At 59.8% G+C, this 16,286-nt stretch carries 18 protein-coding genes; 10 read left to right on the forward strand and 8 right to left on the reverse strand.

Annotated features, from left to right (window positions below; translation table 11 throughout):
- Positions 1-3: 3 nt before the first annotated feature.
- The 6 genes from odhB (at position 4) to lpdA (ending at position 5,427) form a co-directional block, all read left to right on the forward strand.
- Entirely contained in the window at positions 4-1,497 is a 1,494-nt protein-coding gene (gene odhB, locus OE750_RS13405; protein WP_263764769.1) for a 2-oxoglutarate dehydrogenase complex dihydrolipoyllysine-residue succinyltransferase, read from the forward strand.
- Positions 1,498-1,592: 95 nt separating this feature from the next.
- Complete coding sequence (locus tag OE750_RS13410; RefSeq protein ID WP_263764770.1) at positions 1,593-2,150, forward strand: L,D-transpeptidase family protein; 558 nt, start codon at positions 1,593-1,595, stop codon at positions 2,148-2,150.
- Positions 2,151-2,184: 34 nt separating this feature from the next.
- Positions 2,185-2,607: a hypothetical protein gene (locus tag OE750_RS13415; protein WP_263764771.1), complete on the forward strand. Its 423-nt coding sequence runs from the start codon at positions 2,185-2,187 to the stop codon at positions 2,605-2,607.
- Complete coding sequence (locus OE750_RS13420; RefSeq protein WP_263764772.1) at positions 2,607-3,593, forward strand: glycosyltransferase family 2 protein; 987 nt, start codon at positions 2,607-2,609, stop codon at positions 3,591-3,593. Before OE750_RS13415 ends, OE750_RS13420 begins: the two co-directional genes overlap by 1 nt.
- 15 nt (positions 3,594-3,608) lie before the next feature.
- Positions 3,609-4,004, forward strand: coding sequence for an MAPEG family protein (locus OE750_RS13425; RefSeq protein WP_263764773.1), 396 nt, complete (start codon positions 3,609-3,611; stop codon positions 4,002-4,004).
- Between the two features lie 34 nt (positions 4,005-4,038).
- Positions 4,039-5,427, forward strand: coding sequence for a dihydrolipoyl dehydrogenase (gene lpdA, locus OE750_RS13430; RefSeq protein WP_263764774.1), 1,389 nt, complete (start codon positions 4,039-4,041; stop codon positions 5,425-5,427).
- Between the two features lie 130 nt (positions 5,428-5,557).
- Here the strand turns inward: lpdA and OE750_RS13435 are convergent, their stop codons facing one another.
- Positions 5,558-7,486 carry an AsmA family protein gene (locus OE750_RS13435; RefSeq protein ID WP_263764775.1) on the reverse strand — a complete coding sequence of 643 codons (1,929 nt, stop codon included), beginning with the start codon at positions 7,484-7,486 and terminating at the stop codon, positions 5,558-5,560.
- 114 nt (positions 7,487-7,600) lie between these two features.
- On the opposite strand from OE750_RS13435, the gene rimO reads away from it, so the two are divergent.
- Positions 7,601-8,983, forward strand: coding sequence for a 30S ribosomal protein S12 methylthiotransferase RimO (gene rimO / locus OE750_RS13440; protein WP_263764776.1), 1,383 nt, complete (start codon positions 7,601-7,603; stop codon positions 8,981-8,983).
- Between the two features lie 30 nt (positions 8,984-9,013).
- On the opposite strand, the gene OE750_RS13445 is transcribed toward rimO, so the two are convergent.
- The 3 genes from OE750_RS13445 to OE750_RS13455 form a co-directional block, all read right to left on the reverse strand.
- A complete protein-coding gene (locus tag OE750_RS13445) occupies positions 9,014-9,277 on the reverse strand; it encodes a DUF6455 family protein (RefSeq protein WP_263764777.1) in 264 nt (87 codons plus the stop codon).
- Between the two features lie 249 nt (positions 9,278-9,526).
- The gene (locus OE750_RS13450) at positions 9,527-9,889 is read right to left on the reverse strand and encodes a YigZ family protein (protein WP_263764778.1); all 363 of its coding nucleotides are present in this window, start codon (positions 9,887-9,889) and stop codon (positions 9,527-9,529) included.
- 6 nt (positions 9,890-9,895) lie between these two features.
- A complete protein-coding gene (locus tag OE750_RS13455) occupies positions 9,896-10,606 on the reverse strand; it encodes a M48 family metallopeptidase (protein ID WP_263764779.1) in 711 nt (236 codons plus the stop codon).
- A gap of 143 nt (positions 10,607-10,749) precedes the next feature.
- Between OE750_RS13455 and OE750_RS13460 the strand changes: the two genes are divergently transcribed.
- Entirely contained in the window at positions 10,750-11,007 is a 258-nt protein-coding gene (locus OE750_RS13460; protein WP_263764780.1) for a hypothetical protein, read from the forward strand.
- A 108-nt stretch (positions 11,008-11,115) separates the two neighbouring features.
- Complete coding sequence (locus tag OE750_RS13465; RefSeq protein WP_263764781.1) at positions 11,116-12,237, forward strand: class II histone deacetylase; 1,122 nt, start codon at positions 11,116-11,118, stop codon at positions 12,235-12,237.
- Between the two features lie 7 nt (positions 12,238-12,244).
- Here OE750_RS13465 and OE750_RS13470 read toward each other — a convergent pair whose 3' ends face one another.
- The 4 genes from OE750_RS13470 to OE750_RS13485 are packed head-to-tail and all read right to left on the reverse strand — an operon-like array spanning position 12,245 to position 15,159.
- Positions 12,245-12,853 carry a pyridoxamine 5'-phosphate oxidase family protein gene (locus OE750_RS13470; protein WP_263764782.1) on the reverse strand — a complete coding sequence of 203 codons (609 nt, stop codon included), beginning with the start codon at positions 12,851-12,853 and terminating at the stop codon, positions 12,245-12,247.
- A complete protein-coding gene (locus OE750_RS13475; RefSeq protein WP_412176229.1) occupies positions 12,846-13,571 on the reverse strand; it encodes a lysophospholipid acyltransferase family protein in 726 nt (241 codons plus the stop codon). Before OE750_RS13475 ends, OE750_RS13470 begins: the two co-directional genes overlap by 8 nt.
- Positions 13,571-14,482, reverse strand: a complete 912-nt coding sequence (locus OE750_RS13480) for a cell division protein FtsX (RefSeq protein ID WP_263764866.1) — start codon at positions 14,480-14,482, stop codon at positions 13,571-13,573. Before OE750_RS13480 ends, OE750_RS13475 begins: the two co-directional genes overlap by 1 nt.
- A complete protein-coding gene (locus OE750_RS13485; protein WP_263764783.1) occupies positions 14,482-15,159 on the reverse strand; it encodes a cell division ATP-binding protein FtsE in 678 nt (225 codons plus the stop codon). The genes OE750_RS13480 and OE750_RS13485 overlap by 1 nt, the downstream gene beginning before the upstream one ends.
- A gap of 183 nt (positions 15,160-15,342) precedes the next feature.
- On the opposite strand from OE750_RS13485, the gene OE750_RS13490 reads away from it, so the two are divergent.
- A complete protein-coding gene (locus tag OE750_RS13490) occupies positions 15,343-16,191 on the forward strand; it encodes a zinc-ribbon domain-containing protein (RefSeq protein ID WP_263764785.1) in 849 nt (282 codons plus the stop codon).
- Positions 16,192-16,286 lie beyond the last annotated feature (95 nt).

The raw sequence follows: 16,286 nt of genomic DNA on the forward strand, positions 1-16,286 counted from the left end.
CCCATGACCGAAGTTCGCGTTCCTACACTGGGTGAATCCGTCACCGAAGCCACCGTTGCCACATGGTTCAAAAAGCCGGGCGATGCCGTTCAAGCCGACGAAATGCTCTGTGAGCTTGAGACAGACAAAGTAACAGTCGAAGTGCCCGCGCCCACGGCCGGTACTCTTGGCGAGATCGTCGCCGCAGAGGGCGAAACCGTCGGTGTCGATGCGCTTCTGGCCACAATCAACGCAGGCGAAGCCGCCGAGACAGCCCCCAAGGCCAAAACCAAAGACGAACCCGCCGCGGCCAAAGAAGGCTCGGGCGCCTCCGTCGATGTCATGGTCCCGACACTGGGCGAATCTGTCACCGAAGCAACCGTCTCGACATGGTTCAAGAAGGTCGGTGACACCGTCGCGCAAGACGAAATGCTCTGCGAGCTTGAAACCGATAAAGTCAGCGTCGAAGTGCCTTCCCCCGCCGCTGGCACACTCACAGAAATCCTCGCCGAAGAAGGCGCAACCGTTGACGCATCTGCCAAACTCGGCGTGATTGCTTCCGGCGAAGGTGCAGCCGCCGCTGCCCCCGCCAAGGCCGAAGAGGCACCTGCGAAAGCAGAAGCAACCGGCACAAAAAATGCCCCCGCCGCCGAGAAGATGATGGCCGAAAAAGGCATCAAGGCAGAGGCCGTGACAGGCACAGGCAAAGACGGACGCATCATGAAAGAAGACGTTATGAAAGCCGCAGCCTCAGGTGGCTCAAGTGCCCCTGCTCCCGCAGCGCAAGCGCCCCGTGCCCCCGTCTCGGCCGATGACGCCGCCCGCGAAGAACGCGTCAAGATGACCCGCCTGCGCCAGACCATCGCGCGCCGCCTCAAAGAGGCACAAAACACAGCCGCCATGCTGACAACCTACAACGAAGTCGACATGAGCGCCGTGATGGCCCTGCGCAATCAGTATAAAGACGAATTCGAGAAAAAGCACGGTGCCCGCCTCGGCTTTATGTCTTTCTTCACAAAAGCCTGCGTGCACGCTCTTAAAGAAGTGCCCGAAGTGAATTCGGAAATCGACGGAACCGATGTTGTCTATAAAAACTTCGTCCACATGGGCATTGCCGCAGGCACGCCCACGGGCCTCGTTGTCCCCGTCATCCGCGATGTCGACCAGATGAGCTTTGCGCAAATCGAAAAAGCCATCAGCGAAAAAGGCAAGCGCGCGCGCGACGGCAAACTCTCCATGGCCGAAATGCAGGGCGGCACGTTTACAATCTCCAACGGCGGTGTCTACGGCTCGTTGATGTCTTCACCGATCCTCAACCCGCCACAGTCGGGCATCCTCGGAATGCATAAAATCCAGGACCGCCCCTTTGCCATCAACGGCGAAGTCGTGATCCGCCCGATGATGTATCTGGCCCTCAGCTACGACCACCGCGTGGTCGATGGCAAAGGCGCGGTCACATTCCTCGTCCGTGTCAAGGAAGCTCTGGAAGATCCCCAGCGCTTGCTCATGGATCTGTAAGAAAAGCCCACGTTTTTTTCTTGCTGGAAATATCCCGGGGGTCCGGGGGCAGCGCCCCCGGTCCGCCCTCCAAATCAAGAGCCAAAGCCCTCGCGATGCGCGCACCCAGAGTCATCAAAGCCGCGGCCCTGATCGCGCTCGTTGTCGTCGCCCTCGTCGGCTACACAATGCTCATGGCGCGTATCGCGTCCGGCACACCGCCCGAAACGGCCGCGCCACAAAGCCGGGCCGATGAAATCCTCGTCATAAAAAGCACCCGTGAGCTCCGGCTTCTTAAAGACGGAACACCTTTCAAACGCTACAGCATTTCCCTTGGCGCCGCCCCGTCGGGTCACAAAACCGAAGAGGGCGACGAGCGCACCCCCGAGGGCCGCTACACCATTGACTGGCGCAACGAAAACTCTGTCGCCCACCTCAGCCTGCATATTTCCTATCCCAACGAAGCAGACACAGCCCAGGCCGAAGCCCGCGCGGTCTCGGCAGGTGGAAATATCATGATCCACGGCTTGCCAAACGGCTGGGGCACACTTGGCCGCATGCACCTTCTGCGCGATTGGACAAACGGCTGCATCGCTGTCACCAACGCCGAAATGCGCGAAATCTGGTCTCTCGTGCCCGATGGAACCCCGATCACGATTGTCGATACACTATGAACATCCGGTCCAACCCAATCAGGGATACACAGGTTTGCCCAGCCGCCTAGACAGCCTTAAATCTCAAGATCACCCGCTTCTGCGCCGTGCCGAAGGGCTTGTGTTCCGTGACGGTGTCTTCGCGTTCGGCCTGGCCGCAGCCATGGCAGCACTCTACATCGGCGCGCAGTCCTACATGGGCCAAGGTCTCTCGCTTCCGGCCTTGGCGCTCTTCAGCCTGCTCGCGCTCACCGCGTTGCTTCTGCGCCGTCGCGCCTCGGTTTCTGTGGCGCTTTTATGGCTCTGGTCGCTCGCAACCCTGCTCTGGCTTGCCCGCGCGGCAAAAATCCCTACCGAAAGCGCGCTCGGGCTCCTCCTCGGCTCCCCGCTCATCTGGGTCGCCTTAGGCGTCTTAGCCCTCATCACAACGGCCGCAACATGGCTCTGGCGGCTTGGCCGCTTTCAAAGGGCACTCTGATGAAACCCGCGCCGCACACAGCCCTCGCCTCCGCCATGCGCAACGAAGGCCCGCATCTCATGGAATGGCTCGCCTATCACAGCGTCATCGGCTTTGAACACATCCTCATCATCACCAACGATTGCACCGACGGCTCCGACACCCTGCTCGATGCCCTCGCCGCGCGCGGCCATGTCACCCATATCCGCCAGACAGTGCCCACAGGCACAGCCCCGCAAGACAGCGCCATGCGCCTCGCCTTCCGGCACCTCGCAACGACCAACGCCGAATGGCTCTGCCATATCGACAGCGACGAATTTCTCAACATCCGTCTTGGAGAAGGTCACCTGTCCGATCTGCTCGCCCGCGTTGGCGAGGCCGATGTCATCGCACTGCCGTGGCTCTTCTTCGGCACAAGCGGCCATACCGCGCGCACCCTGCCTGTTCTGCCCGCCTTCACGGCCTGCGCGGCGGGCTTTCCCGAAGACACGACCAAGTTCAAATCCATGTTCCGCTTCGCCAAATTCGGCCATGCCCATGATCATCGCCCGATCGAGCCAAAGCAGGATGATCTCAAAGTCGTCTCCGCCGCAGGCACGCCCCTACGGAACAATCTGGACAGCGCCAAAAAGCGCAAGAAATACTTCCCCCATGCCAAGGCCATCGCCCCCGAAGCCGCCGTGCTCAACCATTACGCCACCCGCGCGGAAGACGATTTTCTGATGAAAAATGCCCGCGGCGATGGTCAGGGCCATGTCTCGAACAAATACCACCTCGGCTCCGCCTGGTTCAAAACCGCCAACCAGAACGCCGCGCAAGACCGCAGCATCCTGCGCCACTGGCCACGCGTCGAAGCGCTCTTGGCCGATTGGCGCAATGATCCCGAAATCGCCGCGCTTGAATCCGCCTGTCTTGCCTCCGATACGGCCCTGCGCCACAAAACCCTCACGCCTGCCACCCGCTTGGGCTGGACCCTGCCGCCCAAGGCTGGCACAAAAGGCACATAGTCAAGGAGCATGCCCATGTCCGCCGAACTTACCGTTCTCGCCCTCGCAGCCCTTTTGCAAGCACTGCAATTCCTGCTCTATGCCGTGCCAGCCAATCTCGAGCTCGGCCCCGGCTACACCATGTCCGCCCGCGACCGCCCGCCAAGCCGCGAAATGTCAGACCGCACAGCCCGCTTGGGCCGCGCGATGAACAACCACTTCGAAGGCCTCATCCTGTTCACAATCGCCGTGCTCGTCGTCACCCTCGGCAATCAGGCCACAGGCTTCACCGCCGCCTGCGCCTGGGCCTATCTCGCCGCGCGCGTGCTCTACATTCCCGCCTATGCCTATAACATGCGCCCATGGCGTAGCCTCGTCTGGGCCGTGGGCTTTTTCGCAACCCTATCCATGATCCTCGCGGCGCTCGTCTAGCCCGCAAGCAACCGACAGAAAAAGGAGCCTCACCATGGCATCATATGACGTAATCATCATCGGCGCAGGCCCCGGCGGCTATGTCTCCGCCATCCGTTGTGCCCAACTCGGCCTCAAAACAGCCGTTGTCGAGGGCCGCGAAACTCTGGGCGGAACCTGCCTCAACATCGGCTGTATCCCTTCCAAAGCCATGCTCCACGCAACCCATATGCTGCACGAAGCCGAGCACAACTTCGCCTCCATGGGCCTCAAGGGCAAAAGCCCTTCGGTCGACTGGAAACAGATGCTCGCCTACAAAGACGATGTCGTCGGACAGAACACAGGCGGCATCGAATTTCTCTTCAAGAAAAACAAGATCGACTGGCTCAAAGGCTGGGCAACCATCCCCGAAGCCGGCAAGGTGAAGGTGGGCGATGAAGTGCATGAAGCCAAAAACATCGTCATCGCCTCAGGCTCCGAACCTGCCTCAATCCCTGGTGTCGAGATCGACGAAAAGACAATCGTCTCCTCCACAGGCGCGCTTGAGCTTGGCAAAGTCCCCAAGAAACTTGTGGTCATCGGCGCAGGCGTCATCGGGCTCGAGCTCGGCTCGGTCTACGCGCGCCTCGGCTCCGAGGTGACGGTGGTTGAATATATGGATGCCATCACCCCCGGAATGGACGCCGACGTGCAGCGCACCTTCAAGCGTATCCTTGAAAAACAAGGGCTGAGTTTTATCATGGGCGCCGCCGTCCAGTCGGCCAAACCCGGAAAAGGCAAGGCCACCGTCACCTACAAAACCAAGAAAAGCGACACCGAAGAGACACTCGACGCCGATATCGTTCTTGTCGCCACAGGCCGCAAACCCTTCGTGGAAGGTCTCGGCCTTGATAAACTCGGCGTCGAAATGACAAAGCGGGGCCAGATCGCAACCGATGAGCACTGGGCCACCAACGTCAAGGGTCTCTACGCCATCGGCGATGTAATCGAAGGGCCGATGCTGGCTCATAAGGCCGAAGACGAAGGCATGGCCGTTGCCGAAGTGCTCGCTGGCAAGCATGGTCACGTCAACTACGGCGTCATCCCCGGCGTGGTCTACACCACCCCCGAGGTTGCCACAGTGGGCAAAACCGAGGCCCAACTCAAAGAAGAAGGCGTCAAAACCAAGGTCGGCAAGTTCATGTTCATGGGCAACGCCCGCGCCAAGGCCGTGCATCAGGGCGAGGGCTTCGTCAAAATCATAACCGATGCCGCAACCGACCGCATCCTCGGCGCCGCCATCATCGGCCCCGCCGCCGGGGATATGATCCACGAGCTTTGTGTTGCCATGGAGTTCGGCGCATCGGCAGAAGACATCGCCCTCACCTGTCACGCCCACCCGACCTACTCGGAAGCCGTGCGCGAAGCCGCCCTCGCCTGTGGCGACGGCGCAATCCACGCCTGAAGAAAACGGGCGGATCAACTCAATCCGCCCGTCCTTTTTCTTGCTAAAAATATCCCGGGGGAGCGCGAGGGGGCAGCGCCCCCTCGCTTTGGTCGGATTTTCGCACAGCGAAAATCCGAAACCGGAACACTCACTCGAAAATCTTGAACAGCTCTTTCTTCAGCTTGTCTTCCACGCCCTTCTTCACCGCATCTTCCACACTCTGCCCCTCGCCCACAGTCACACCAAGCTCTTCCTGCACCTTCTGCTTGATAGCGTCATCCACCTTCTGTTTCACCTCTTCCTTCTTTTCCTTGAAGTTAAGGTCAATCGCAGCGCTCAAATCAGGCAGAATCTTGGGGTTGCTCCAGGGCCCGTATATTTTCACAGGAAATGCCAGATCCTTGCCGCTGTTGGCTTCCAGCGCAACGGGTGTGAAGAGATAGTTTATCGTCCGCGCGCCAAGGCCGACAACGCCCTTACCTGTCGCCGCAATACGCGGCAACGTCATGCTCAGATTGTCATTGCTCAACACACCGCCGGCCATGGTAAAACTCGCCCCGAGCTTGTCAAAAACCGTTGTGCCTTTGGTCCCGTTGCCCGTGCCCATCAACCCGTTAAGGTCAACCCCCGAGATCGTCCCACCCGCCATTGCAATGCCGCCATTGCCTGAAAGCGAGTTCATAATTGCGTTCAGGTTACTGCCGGAGCCAAGAAACTTAACAAATCCGTCCGCCTTCCCCGACAGCCGCGTAACGCCCATCAAGTCGTCCAGAAGCGGGTTCACATCGGCCTGCAACACATTGATATTGCCGCCCACTGACAGCCCGCCGCGGTTGTTCACCACAAACTCACCGGTGATCTGGCCGCCATAGCCGGTGGCATCGGGCATTTTGAACACCATCCGCGAGTTATCCAAACTCACCCCGAGGCTGCTCGCCCCGAGCTTGAGCATTCCCGCATCGAGCGATTGCACCGCAAGGCTCACCTCGGCATCCACAGCGGCCAGCCCGCTTGCATCAATCGTGGTTTTGCTCCAGCCCGTGTCGCTGCTGCTCTCGCTGCCCCCGCTGCCGCCGGACGCCGCGAGCGACGTAAAGTCCAGCGCACCGGCGGCAAGTTTCGCGGTGATCCTGGGCCGCGCCCCGCTCAGGCGAATGTCCGCATCCCCCGTCAACGTGTTCTGATCAAGGTTCAGCGTCATGCCCCGCAGGTTCACCACCTCACCGCCCGAAAACGTGAACGCCGCGTTCATATCAATCGCCTGCCCCATACCGCGCGGCACATCAGCCGCGCCAAGCCCCAGGCTTTGCATAAATTTCGAGGTGTTTGAGGCGCTCACGCTCAACTGCCCCGCCGCCTCCAGTCCGCGGGTCATCCGCCCGTCAAAACGCGCCGAGCCGCCCCCCGTCGAAAAACTCGCCACAACAGGCGTCAGCCGCCCCGCAATCAAATCACGCGCATTGCCTGCCTTTGCATCCACAGACAGCGCCGCACCGCCGCGCACACCGCTTGCCTTAAGCGTGGCTGGCCCCGAAAGCTCGGGGAGGCTCAGCTCCGCATCAAGCCCTGTGATCTGCTCGCGCGTGCCGGCCATACGGTCCTCAATCAGCACAGTGCCGCCCGTCACGCTTGCCCGCGCAAGGCTAAACGGCGTCACACCGGTGCTGCCGCTGTCGCCGTCAACGGCCTCAACGGTTTCGCCAAAAGTCCAGCTCACGCGCCCGTCTTTGGCGGTGATCAGGTTAATCTCGGGGCTCACAAGCTCGATCTGGCGAATATCCACCTCACGCCGCAGCGCCGCCGCTGCTCCCACACCGATGTTCAGCGCCTCGGCCTTCAGCAAGGGGGCATCGTCCCAGTCAGGCCCCGCAACCCGCACAGGCCCCGTCTTCACGCCCAGCACAGGCCAGATGCTCAGCCCGATATCGCCTGTAATCACAACTTCGCGGCCCAATGCCTTGGAAATCTCGGCGCTGGCAACTTTGGCAATGCGCTCCTTGGGCAACAGCATAAGCCCGACAGCGGCAAACGCCACAAACACGACCAACATAAACAAAATACCGCGAATAATGCGCATAAATCAGGCCTCCAAATTATTTGCCCGAACGGTAGGTCACCAACGCTCGCAGCGCAAACAGGTTCCCGCGCGTGGCCCCTTCCCCCAGCGCAATTTGGCCGCTATATGCGGAGCATGTCACAAAATCCTCCCGATCTGCGTCCAGATCTCGCCCGCGCCCAGCTTTCTGAAACACGCCGTGAAGGCCAGCCAACCATTGGCATGGTCTCGCTTGGCTGCCCCAAAGCGCTGGTCGACAGCGAGCGCATCCTCACCCGCCTGCGCGCCGAGGGCTACGGCATCTCGCCCGACTATTCCGGCGCCGATGCGGTCATCGTCAATACCTGCGGTTTCCTTGATTCCGCCAAGGCCGAAAGCCTCGACGCCATCGGTGAAGCGCTGGCCGAGAACGGAAAAGTCATCGTCACAGGCTGCCTCGGGGCCGAGCCCGATTATATCCGCGAGCATCACCCCCGCATCCTCGCCGTGACAGGCCCGCACCAGTATGAGCAAGTGCTCGATGCTGTGCACGCCGTTGTCCCGCCCTCGCCCGACCCGTTCATTGATCTGCTGCCCGCCTCGGGCGTGTCACTCACGCCGCGCCATTACAGCTATCTAAAGATATCAGAAGGCTGCAACCACAAGTGCAAGTTCTGCATTATCCCCGACATGCGCGGAAAGCTCGCCTCAAGGCCCCATAAAGCCGTGCTGCGCGAGGCTGAAAAGCTGGTTGAAAACGGCGTCAAGGAACTGCTCGTCATCTCGCAAGACACCTCCGCCTACGGGACCGATTGGCCAAGCGAGCAGCGCCGCGGCCTCACCGAGCAGCCCATCACAACCCTCGCGCGTGACCTTGGCCAGCTGGGCGCCGGAAGAAATCTCTGGGTGCGCCTACACTACGTCTACCCCTACCCGAACGTGCGCGAGCTTATCCCGCTCATGAGCGAGGGGCTGATCCTGCCTTACCTCGACATTCCCTTCCAGCACGCGCACCCCGAAACACTGCGCCGCATGGCCCGCCCCGCGCACGCCGAGCGCACGCTTGACCGCATCAACGAGTGGCGCGGCCTCTGCCCCGACATCACCCTCAGAAGTACCTTCATCGTCGGCTACCCCGGCGAAACGGAAGAAGAGTTCCAAACTCTGCTCGACTGGATGGATGAAGCCCGGCTCGACCGTGTCGGCTGTTTTAAGTATGAAAACGTCGCCGGCGCCCGCTCAAACGCGCTCCCCGATCATGTCGCGGAAGACGTGAAGCAAGACCGCTGGGAGCGCTTCATGGAAAAGGCACAGGCGATATCAGAATCCAAACTCGCCGCCAAAGTCGGACAGCGTATCGATGTCATCATCGACGACATCGACGAAGACGGCATCGCCACCTGCCGCACAAAAGCCGACGCCCCCGAGATCGACGGGAACCTGTTCATTGATGAAGGCACGGAAGGCCTGAAGGTTGGCCAGATCGTCAGCGTCGAGGTGGACGAGGCTGGGGATTATGATTTGTGGGGCCACCTGTAGGGGTGCGCACTCACTGCGCACCGTAAAACTCTACCCCACCAACCCGCACAAAACCGTGCGGTTTGCGCAGTCATCGGGCACGCGGCCCTCGGCCAGAGCCTCAACACACTCCTGCGTAAACGGGCAGGCACGGCAGCGGGTGATCAGCGCGGCGTGGTCTTTCGCCGAAAGCGCGCCCGAGGCCAGCGCCGTGTTCATGCAAGCGCCAAGGCAGGCCGCGGCAAGCCGTGTCAGCTCAAAGTGCAACGCGGGGTTTCCGAGCGGCGCGCGCAACTGGGGGTGGTGAACCGTCATCAGGCGAATCCTTTTCAAACCATGGTCTGAGGCTAAACCCGCATCTGCCGCATAACTTTGATATAGCGCAAATGCGCCGTGCGCTGCGCCAACCTCCGCTCACAGCCTGTCCACCATGTGTTCACCGTGCGCCCTGTTCACAAACAGACCGGTTTTGCCAAAACCAAAATGCCCGATCAGGCGGTGCACGCAAGGTGCACGGGTTGTGCACGCTTTTCACCCCCCTGGAATCAGGCATAAACCAGAACGTTAACGCCCCCTGATGAAAGCCTCCAGATAGGCTGTCACAGCGTCCTGCACATGGCGAAAACGGTCGCCGCCCAGATGCTTGCCGCCATACCACCGCGTCACCACAACGACATGCCCCAAAAGCTCTTCCCGCTCCAGCATCCGGATGATGACCATACCCGCCCCCGCCTCGCCGTCATCGGCCTTCAGCGGGGTTCCGTCCGGCAAGATCATCGCCCAGGTGTTATGCGTGGCCTTGGCATATTTCTTATTTCTTTTCAGCGCCTTGAGAAGCGCGTCCGCGGCCTCTCTCGTATCGGCCACCCCGCCCGAAACCGAATAGCGCGAGCCCCGGTCACTGATGATATTGTCAAGCTGGTTCACGCGGCCTCAGAGCTGCGATGCGGTCTGGCGAACGGCTTCAATGCGCTGCGCATTAGGCGGATGCGTGCCAAGAAAACGGTCCCCGGGGTCGGGGATACGGCCAAAGAATGCCGCCCCGCGCACAGGGTCATACCCCGCCTTTTTGGTGATCACGGTTCCCAGAACATCCGCTTCGATTTCATAGTCTTTCGAATAGGTCCGCGCGCCGACCTGAGCGCCAATTTCTCCAGCACTTTGAAGGGCTTGCGCGTCAGCTCCAGTCAGTGCGGCAAGCCCTGCAAACACCAAAGCCCCCGTCTGCGCATTGCGTTGCTGGCGGGCAATATGCCCCGCAATATGGTGCGCTGCTTCATGGCTCATCACAAAGGCAAGCTCGTCCGCATTGCGCACATCGGCAATCATCGCAACGGTGAAAGCAATAATAGGCTGCCCCGATTTATCAAGCGTCTGATAGGCGTTCACAGGCTGGCCGGGACGGTCATCAATCACAATGCGGAAATCGCAATTCATCCCCGGCGCCCGCGCGCGGCATTCACGCTCGGCCACAGGCTCGACTGTCTCGACAACTTCAACAAACTGCTTCGCCGCCGCCCGTCCGCTCAACTGCGCTGAAGTGGGCGCTGTTGTCGATGCAGCGGGGCTTGAAGAGCTTGTTTCAACAGGCACATCACACCCTGCCAAGGCCAGCAAAGCCAACACCACAAAACCCTTTTTCATGAATGACATCGCTCTGCCCGTCCTGTTATTGCATTACACAAACATAGCCGCCTGCGGCCTTTCGCGCCAGCCCCATCACACGGGTTTGAAATCGCTTCAAGGCTCCCCCTTGCAAGTGGCGCGCATCCGCTTATTCTAGGCCCATGTTTTCAATCGAACACGAATTTGACAGCACAATCATCACCCTTGTCGATGAGGGTGCCGCTCCCTTGGGTGAAGATATCGTCATCAACGCCTTTGAAAGCTGCGTCACGCTAGAGCAGTTTGACGCCCGCACAGACACCACCCAGAAAATCACACTCACCATCAACCAGCTGCAAGACCTCGCCGCAGCGCTTGATTTGCCCGAAGGTGTTTACTCTCTGGTGCGCGCCGAGAATGATCCCGAAGCGGGCACATAACGCCATCTTCAGCTTTTGTTAAACCTTGGCCGATAAACCTATAGTCGAGCCCTTGCCAATCCTGCGCATCCTTGCCCTAATGCACTTGCAGAAACTGAGGGCAGACACATGAGCACATCGGCAAAAAACACGGGTTTTTATTTTGACGAAAAGTCATTCTGGCACGGCGGCGGTGATTTCGCGCTGACATTTCCTGTGGGCGGCCTTGTGCAGCCCTTGGTTGCCGGTGGCCTCCCCGAAGCCCCCGAAACAAAGCGCCGCTTCAAGAACCTGATGGATGTTACGGGCCTGAGCGAAGAGCTCACCCTAAGTTCCGCCCGCGCCTGCACCGATGAAGAACTCGCCCTCGTGCATCCCGTTGATTTCCTGTCAAAATTCAAAGAATTATCCGATGCAGGCGGTGGTAACCTCGGGTTGCGCACGCCTTTCCTCAAAGGCGGATACGAGCTTGCCGCACTCTCTGCCGGCCTCTCGCGCGCCGCCCTGTCCGATGTGCTCACAGGCAAGCTGCAAAACGCCTACGCCCTCTCCCGTCCGCCGGGGCATCACTGCCTGCCCGAGTGGCCAAACGGTTTCTGCCTCCTTGCCAATGTCGCCATCGCGATCGAGGCCGCCAAAGCCGCGGGAGAAGCCAAGCGCTTCGCCGTGATCGACTGGGATGTCCACCACGGGAACGGGACCGAGCACATCTTCTACAAACGCGATGATGTCCTCACAATCTCGATCCATGAAGAAAACAATTACCCCGTCGATACTGGCGCTCTGGCCGATAAAGGCAAGGGCGTCGGCCTTGGATATAACATGAATATCCCCTTGCCTCCCGGCTCTGGCCACAACACCTATCTTGAGGCGATGGACAAACTCGTCGTGCCCGCTTTCGAACGCTTCAAACCCGATGTCATCATCGTTGCTTGCGGCTATGACGCCGGCACATACGATCCGCTGGGCCACCAGCTTTGCACCGTTGAAACCTTCCGCCAGATGACCCGCCGTGTGCGCGAAGCCGCCGAAAGGCTCTGCGACGGCAAGCTCATGATGGCCCATGAAGGCGGCTACTCCGAAGTCTATGTCCCCTTCTGCGGCCATGCGGTAATGGAGGAAATGTCAGGCAGTTCAACCCGCGCACCAGACCCTATGGCCGAGGTCGTCGCGGCCCGTCAGCCAAACGCGCGTGTCGAGGCGTTTTTCTCAAGCCTGATTGATGAAATGGCGCTAGAGCACTTCGGCTAAAGGCCCACTACCACATGGTCTTTTTGGCTCGTTCGGCCCAGCCGTCATCATAGGCTGCGCCGCCTTCTTCGCCTTGTGTCTGCTCGGCCAGTATCTCGCCAACTGTGGGCAAACCCTCACTTTGGTCGCCCTCGCTCCAAAGGCCCGCACGCATCGGCGCGCGTGCGCATTGCGTATAGATCTCGCCGATTTTGATCACAATCACAGAGCGCGGCAAGCGGCCCTTATCATCAAACCGTTCGCACAAATCGGGGGCAACACTCACCTTCGCCAGCCCGTTCACCCGCACCACAGCGTTGGAGCCAGCCACCATAAACATAAGCGAAATGCGCCCGTCGGCCACAATATTGCGTAGCGTATCCATCCTGTTGTTGCCGCGCCAGTCAGGCATCAAAAGCGTGTGCTTATCAAGCTCGATCATAACAGGGCCGTCGTCACCGCGCGGGCTTCCATCGGTCCCGTCGGGGCCAACAGTTGAAATCACACAAAAGCGCGATCGGCGGACCCACTTGCTGTAAAGCGGCGTCATCTCATAGGCCACTTTGCGGATTGCCGCTGCGCCCGGCGCCCCGTAAAGCGCCTCTAGCTCGCTGATATCATTGATATACTCAGACATCATAACCCGCCTCGCGCAAAAGCGCGTCAGAGCGGGCTTCAACCTCGTCTTCAAGGCGGCGCATAAAATCGGTCTGCCCCAATCCCGCGTCTATCGGCTCTAGAAACTCGACAACAGCAAGCCCCGCTTTGCGCATGATCGTGCCCTTGGGCCAGAACATTCCAGCATTGGTCGCCACGGGCACGCAGGTCTGTTTCATCTGGCTATAGAGCGCATATGTGCCCACCTTATAGGGCCTCTTCTCGCCGGGTTTTACGCGTGTTCCCTGACTATAAATCACCAACTGCCCTGCCGTTGTCAGGCCCGCTTTCACATCATCGAGCATCTTCTTGATGGCCTGCCCGCGCTTGCCGCGGTTCACAGGCACGCAGCCGATGCGGTAGGCATAAAGGCCAATGATTGGCGTCCAGAGGAGTTCGCGTTTCATGATAAATTTCGCAGCCGGGCTGGCATGGAAAATCATCAGAATATCAAGGAAAGACTGGTGCTTGGCCGCGATAAGCATCTCGCCCTCAGGCAGCGCGCCACGCACCTCGGTGCGCAAGCCAAGCATCCAGCGCGCGGTAAAAAACACCCACACGCAATACAGTTTACAGGCCATTCGCGCACCCTTCGGACTGACCAGCGCCCATGGGAAAAACACGATCCCCAAAACCAGCATCGCCAACGCGTTCTGCACCACAAAAACAAGCGAAATCACCCAGCGAATGACAGACATCAGCGCAGCTCCTTCAACGTGCGGCGCGCGGCCGCCTGTGTGGCTCCGAAGGCCACGCCCCCCGCCAAAAGCGGAATAACAAGCGGCCAAAGCCAGCTTGCGCCCTGAAACCCGAGATCACTCAGAAATCCGGCCTCGCCACCACCCGCAGGCATGAGCACAACGGCAATTACCCCGAGAACCATGCCAACAGCCGCGCCCGTCAGCGAGCGCAGCGTAAAGCGGCGCACAAAAGCGCTGGCGATGTAACTGTCCTTCGCCCCCACCAGCCGCATCACCGTAATCACCTTCGCGTTCGCCGCCAGCGCGGCATTGGCTGCCAGCGTAATCATCGCCCCCATAACTGCAAAAATAAGCACAATCGAGAACCACCCGAGGAACGAGAGCCGCCCCGCCGCTGCGGCCAAAGGCTTGCGCCAACGTGAATGGTCATCCAGCACAGCCCCGGGCACCTCGCCCAAAAGGCGCAGGCGCAAAGCCTCCGCATCAAGCCCGACATCGGCCTCGACAATCTCGATCAACTGCGGAATAGGCAGCGCATCCAGCGGCATGTCAGGCCCGAACCACGGCTCCAGAAGCTTGCGCTGTTCCCCGTCACTCAAAACCCGTGCACTGGCAATTCCGGGGGTCGTTTCAAGCACGGCAAGCGCAGCTTCCGTCTGCGCCTGCATTTGTCCTGCGGGCGCCGATATCCGCACCGTGGCCGATTGCGCAAGCTCGTTGGCCCACCGCTCCGAGAGCCGGCCCGCCGAGACCGAAAGCGCCAGCGCAAACACCGCCAGAAACGCCATAACAGCGGCGGCAAACACCGTGAGCCGCGCGGTAAATCCCGTAGGTGGCACGGCCCGCTCGGCCTGCGCATCACCAATGATAAAGCCGGTTATTCTGTTGATATCAAACAAATCCCGCATCATAGATCCGCCCCCGCAAGCTGCACACGGCGGTTCGCAATGCGCAGCACCCGCGCCTGAACCTGTGTCTTGGCCGCCCGTATAAGGCCCATGTCATGCGTCGCAATCACCACGGTTTTGCCCATCTTGTTCAGCTCCACCAACAGCTGCAAAAGCCGTTGTGACATTTCCCAATCAAGGTTGCCTGTTGGCTCGTCTGCCAGAATAATGTCAGGCGACATAATTACAGCCCGCGCCAGCGCAGCTCTCTGCCGCTCGCCTCCCGAAAGCTCGGGGGGAAGCGCACTCGCACGGTCGCGCAAGCCCACCCAGCTCAACAATTCAGACAGGTTCGCCTGCTCACTCGCAATGCTATGCCCCGAAACCGTCAGCGGCAGCGCGATGTTGTCGGCGATCGGGAGATGATCAAGAAACTGGCAATCCTGATGCACCACGCCAATGTGGCGGCGCAACTCGGCAATCCCGTCACGGTCTAGGCTGCGCACGTCCTGATCAAACAGTCGCAAATGCCCCGCCGTTGGCAAAAGCTCTCCGTAACACAGCTTCAAAAGCGTGGTTTTGCCCGCACCCGAAGGCCCCGTTAAAAAATGAAAAGACCCTGCAGGCAGGCTTAGCGTCAGATCGCCCAAAAGCTCTCCGTCGCCGTAGCTATAAGCCACATCATTAAGCTCTATCACCGCTCATCCTCACCATGCCAGACACCCTGCAAAATACCGTTCCCGATACGCGTCAGACCATGCCTGAGCGCAAGCAAAGTTGCAATCGCGTTGGCCCAAAGCGTCTTTGCTCTTTCCGTGTAAGTGGTTAACCCTTATGGTGAATTAAGTTTTAGTTCTGGTTTGGGGATAAAAGGGGGCGAGATGCGGCTGGTTTGCCCGAATTGCGGCGCACAATATGAAGTGCCAGATGAGGTTATCCCGCAGAGCGGGCGTGATGTTCAATGCTCGAACTGTGGCGATACATGGTTCCAGAACCACCCCGACAATGACCCGGAGCTAGCAGAAGAACTCGGCGAGGCGCTCGTTCAGGAAGATAGCGCAGAAGAAGAACAGCCAGAACCTGCTCCAACAGTCGAAGAGCCTCCCGCCCCCCCACTTCAGCGCAAGCGCGAGCTTGATCCCTCGGTCACAGATGTTCTGCGCGAAGAGGCCGCCCGCGAAGCCGAAGCCCGCAAACGCGAAACCGGCCCGCTCGAAGAGCAACCCGATCTCGGCATAGGCGAGCCCGATGATGAAGCCGCCCGCCGCCAGCGTGAAGCAAGCGAGCGTATGTCACGAATGCGCGGTGAAGACCCCCCCCCGGCTAAAGCTTCAGCCGCCATAGCTACGGCTGGGTCGCGCCGTGATGTTCTGCCAGACATCGATGAAATCAACTCGACCCTGCGCAAAGACAGCGAACGCCGTAAAACAGCCACAGAAGTTGCCGCCTCCCGCGAGGCCGAACCCCGGAAAAGCGGTTTCCTGCGCGGCTTCATTATGATGCTGCTCATCGCTGTTGTGCTGGTGCTGCTCTATGTGTTTGCGCCGCAAATCTCGTCCGCCGTGCCCGCGCTTGCGCCTGTGATGGAGAGCTATGTATCGCTCGTAAACGAAGCCCGTACATGGCTTGATGCCACGGTCCGGGGCCTCATGGGCACGCTTGATGGCATGGCCTCCGAAGGTGCAACGCCTGCCGAGACAGTTGGTGAAACACCAGCTCCGAGCGAGTAAAAACAAGGCTTATAGCGCCCCGCCCTTAAAATTGAATCGCCAATACCCTGTCAGGCCGCGCCTTCTCGGGACATTGGCGATACTTTATATATCAG

It is taken from the genome of Lentibacter sp. XHP0401 (assembly GCF_025751535.1).
Taxonomy (GTDB): domain Bacteria; phylum Pseudomonadota; class Alphaproteobacteria; order Rhodobacterales; family Rhodobacteraceae; genus Lentibacter.